This is a genomic window from Neisseria maigaei, from assembly GCF_958267405.1.
Classification (GTDB): domain Bacteria; phylum Pseudomonadota; class Gammaproteobacteria; order Burkholderiales; family Neisseriaceae; genus Neisseria; species Neisseria bergeri.
The window spans coordinates 1-296 of the sequence record NZ_CATQFT010000029.1 but is presented as its reverse complement, the minus strand read 5'-3'; the positions used below and the strand labels follow the sequence as shown (position 1 = coordinate 296).

Annotated in this window: 1 protein-coding gene; it reads left to right on the top strand. The window is 51.7% G+C overall.

The window, feature by feature from the left end:
- A partial coding sequence (locus Q3O06_RS05410; RefSeq protein ID WP_301818010.1) for a transposase occupies positions 1–296 on the top strand: 296 nt, incomplete at both ends.

The window sequence follows — 296 nt, the reverse complement described above, 5'->3', positions numbered from 1 at the left end:
CAGCGGCCAAACCACACCGAGTAAAGACAGCGATGCCTGTTGGATAAAGAAAAACGGTCTCTACAAACCCGGTTACAAACAACATACCCGTACCGATGGGGAAGGCTATATCGAGAAACTGCACATTACCCCTGCCAATGCCCATGAGTGCAAACACCTATCGCCTTTGCTGGAGGGCATTGCCGAAGATACGACCGCCTATACCGACAAAGGCTACGACAGTAAGGAAAACCGGCAACATCTGAAAGAGCATCAGTTGTCAGACGGCATTATGCGCAAAGCCTGCCGCAACCGCC